The following is a 3,225-nucleotide window of genomic DNA, read 5'->3' as shown; positions in this document are numbered from 1 at the left end:
TTCGACACCCTTCGACAAACTCAGGGTTCAGCTCAGGGTGCGGAATGATTTCTCTCGCAAAGTACACAAAGGGCGTAACTAACGTAAATAAGGAAAATAGGGTAGAAGTTTTCATCCCCGACCCAATTTGCATACGGGTCGGGGGAAAGTTTTTCTATACTTTATTTTGAAATAAGTTTTGTTGTACTCCTGGTTTTTGAGGATGCTGAAGATGAAAATGCGCTGGATTCTGTTGAAGATTCAGAATTGTCTTCGGTGACTACTTCTCTGACATACCCTTTTGTTATATTAAAATAGACAATAGAAGTGCCTGTACCGGATGATGCAAAAGTACCGGAAGTTTTCATGTTTTGCCTCTTAAAAGAGAATTTACCTGTGGATTTAGTCTCCGTGTTCACGATTATTACAGCAATGTCATCACCGTTTTCTTTATCAATGCTGTATAAAGTGCACTTGGCTTTAAGATTGGTTTTTCCTGATCGTCGGCCTCTTTTTACAGAATGCAGTTCGTAATTCCACTCATCGTTTACTGCAACAGGTTTTTTAGGAAGATTCAGGAATAAAAGCGAGAGGGGTGGATTGTCAGAATTTGAATGCCCGGATTGATCAAAGGTATATTTTACTTCACGCTTTCCGTTCATTTTTTTGAATTGTTTTTCAATTTCAGCATTGTCGGTCCAGGTTGAATCTGTTCTCATAAGTATAATATATAATCCTTGTTCGTCAATATCTTTCACATTGACCGATCTCAATGACCATGAAGCCATTTTCCTTTCCATGGATTGTCCTGAAAATTCTGAGGCAGTACTATCATGCCTTTCAGTCCTGTACTTTAATACGTCTCCTTTTCGGAATTTATACGTAAGTTTGTATTTATTCTGAGCAAAAGAAGAAACGGATAAAAATCCTAATATAAGTAAAATTGATAAAACTACTGGAAATTTTTTCATATTGAACCTCCATTTAATGTTAATCGATTGATGATATTATATTATATAGCAAAAAATAACTTTTGTTCCAAATAAAATATTTTTATATTTAAATAATCCAACCTGTGAAATATTAAGGAAATTTTTTATGAATATGGAACAATTGCTGGATAACCTGCGGTCTGACCGGAAATTTATGGAGAATGTAAGCCATTGGGAGATAATTCCTGAAAAAGAAGCTGAATACGGGCCTTTTCCTGAAAAAATTTCCCCTGAACTTATTAAAGCATTACAAAAAAGAGGGATACGGCAGCTTTATTCCCATCAGTCGGAAGCAGTGGAAAATATTATCAGCGGTAAGAATACTGTAATAGTGACTCCCACTGCATCAGGGAAAACTCTCTGCTACAACATTCCTGTTCTTAATGCAATAATTGAAAATGACGAATCAAGAGCTCTTTATATTTTTCCTACAAAGGCTCTTTCTCAGGATCAGGTGTCTGAGCTTCATTCAATTGTTGAAATTCTCGGCATAGATATAAAAACTTACACGTTTGACGGTGATACTCCGGTGTCAGCTCGTAAGGCAATAAGAAGTGTGGGTCATATTGTTGTAACAAATCCGGACATGCTTCATCAGGGAATAATGCCACATCATACAAAGTGGGTCAAGCTTTTTAAACACCTCAAATATGTAGTTATTGACGAAATCCATTCTTACAGAGGAGTGTTCGGAAGCCATCTTGCAAATGTCTTAAGAAGGCTCAAACGAATTGCGGAATTTTACGGAGCATCTCCTGTATTTATCGGATGTTCCGCTACTATTGCAAATCCCAAAGAGCTGTTTGAAAAAATGATAGAGGAAGATGCGGTGCTGATAAATTCCAACGGCGCTCCGGCAGGAGAAAAGCATTTTATTTTTTACAATCCTCCTGTAGTAAATCATGAGCTTGGAATAAGAAAATCCTCGGTAAAGGAAGCCAGAAACATTGCAAAGCGGTTTCTTGGAACAGGTGCACAAATTATAGTTTTTGCACGATCCCGGCTTCGGGTGGAAATTCTTCTTTCATATCTTAAACAGGCTATGTCAAACATGAAAAAAAGCCGGAATCTTGTGCGCGGATACAGAGGAGGTTACCTTCCGAACCAGAGAAGAGAGATTGAACAGGGTTTAAGAGAAGGCAGAATCCAGGCAGTTGTATCAACAAATGCTCTTGAGCTTGGTATTGATATTGGTAATTTTTCCGCTGCAGTTATGGCAGGATATCCGGGAACAATTGCATCAACCTGGCAGCAGGCAGGCAGGGCAGGAAGGAGAGAGAATGTTTCTGTTGCTGTTCTGGTTGCATCCAGCGCGCCGATTGATCAGTATGTGATAAATCACCCCGAGTATTTTTTCTACAGCGATCCTGAAATGGGTATAATTGATCCTGACAACCTCATAATCCTTTTATCTCATGTTAAATGTGCTGCATTTGAACTTCCTTTTAAACAGGGAGAAAGGTTCGGAATAGACGCAACGGAAGAACTGCTTAATTACCTTGAAGAGCATAAGGTTCTTCATAAATCCGGAGATACATGGCACTGGACAAGTGAAACATATCCGGCAGAAGAAGTTAGTTTAAGAAGCGCTGCTCCGGACAACGTTGTTATCATAGAGAATAAAACAAATAAAGTAATAGGTGAAGTTGATTTTTTCAGCGCTCCGGTTATGGTGCATGACGAAGCAATTTATCTGCATCAGGGAAACCAGTATCATGTTGATAAACTTGACTGGGACAGGAGAAAAGCGTATGTACGAAGCGTAAAGGTTGATTATTATACTGACGCTGAAACAAAAACCAACATAAGAGTTCTTGATGAATTTGAATCAAAAGAGATAAAGCTCGGCAGAATTGCTCACGGCGAGGTAAGTGTTACAACTCTGGCAACCCTGTTTAAGAAAATTAAATTCAACACTCATGAAAATGTGGGCTCAGGCAGAATTCATCTTCCGGAAATGACAATGCACACTACAGCCTACTGGTGGGAGATTGATGAAGACATTCTTGATGAGCTGGGCCTGACTGCAGAACATTTCAGCGACGGAATTAAAGCAGTGGCAAATGTGTTTGAGAATATTGCGCCTATCTGGGTGATGACAGATCCGAGAGATCTGAGAACAGTTCCCATGATAAGGTCTCCGTATTCAAACAAACCGACTATTTATATTTATGAAAATACTCCGGGCGGAGTAGGATATTCCAAAAAGTTGTTCAATCTTAATAATCAGCTTCTTATGGCAGCGAAAGATCTT

2 protein-coding genes are annotated in these 3,225 nt (G+C 38.9%); one reads left to right on the top strand and one right to left on the bottom strand.

Annotated features, from left to right (window positions below; genetic code table 11):
• Positions 1 to 161: 161 nt before the first annotated feature.
• Positions 162 to 950, bottom strand: coding sequence for a hypothetical protein (locus J7K93_11255; GenBank protein ID MCD6117585.1), 789 nt, complete (start codon positions 948 to 950; stop codon positions 162 to 164).
• Between the two features lie 127 nt (positions 951 to 1,077).
• Between J7K93_11255 and J7K93_11250 the strand changes: the two genes are divergently transcribed.
• On the top strand, positions 1,078 to 3,225 hold a 2,148-nt coding region (locus J7K93_11250; GenBank protein ID MCD6117584.1), incomplete at its 3' end, for a DEAD/DEAH box helicase.

Source organism: bacterium (genome assembly GCA_021158245.1).
Taxonomy (GTDB): domain Bacteria; phylum Zhuqueibacterota; class QNDG01; order QNDG01; family QNDG01; genus QNDG01.
This window is presented reverse-complemented; position numbering and strand designations above follow the sequence as displayed.

What these genes read in the sequence shown, in the direction of transcription:
- J7K93_11255 (MCD6117585.1), bottom strand. Translation starts at nt 950, where the DNA reads ATGAAAAAATTTCCAGTAGTTTTATCAATTTTACTTATATTAGGATTT.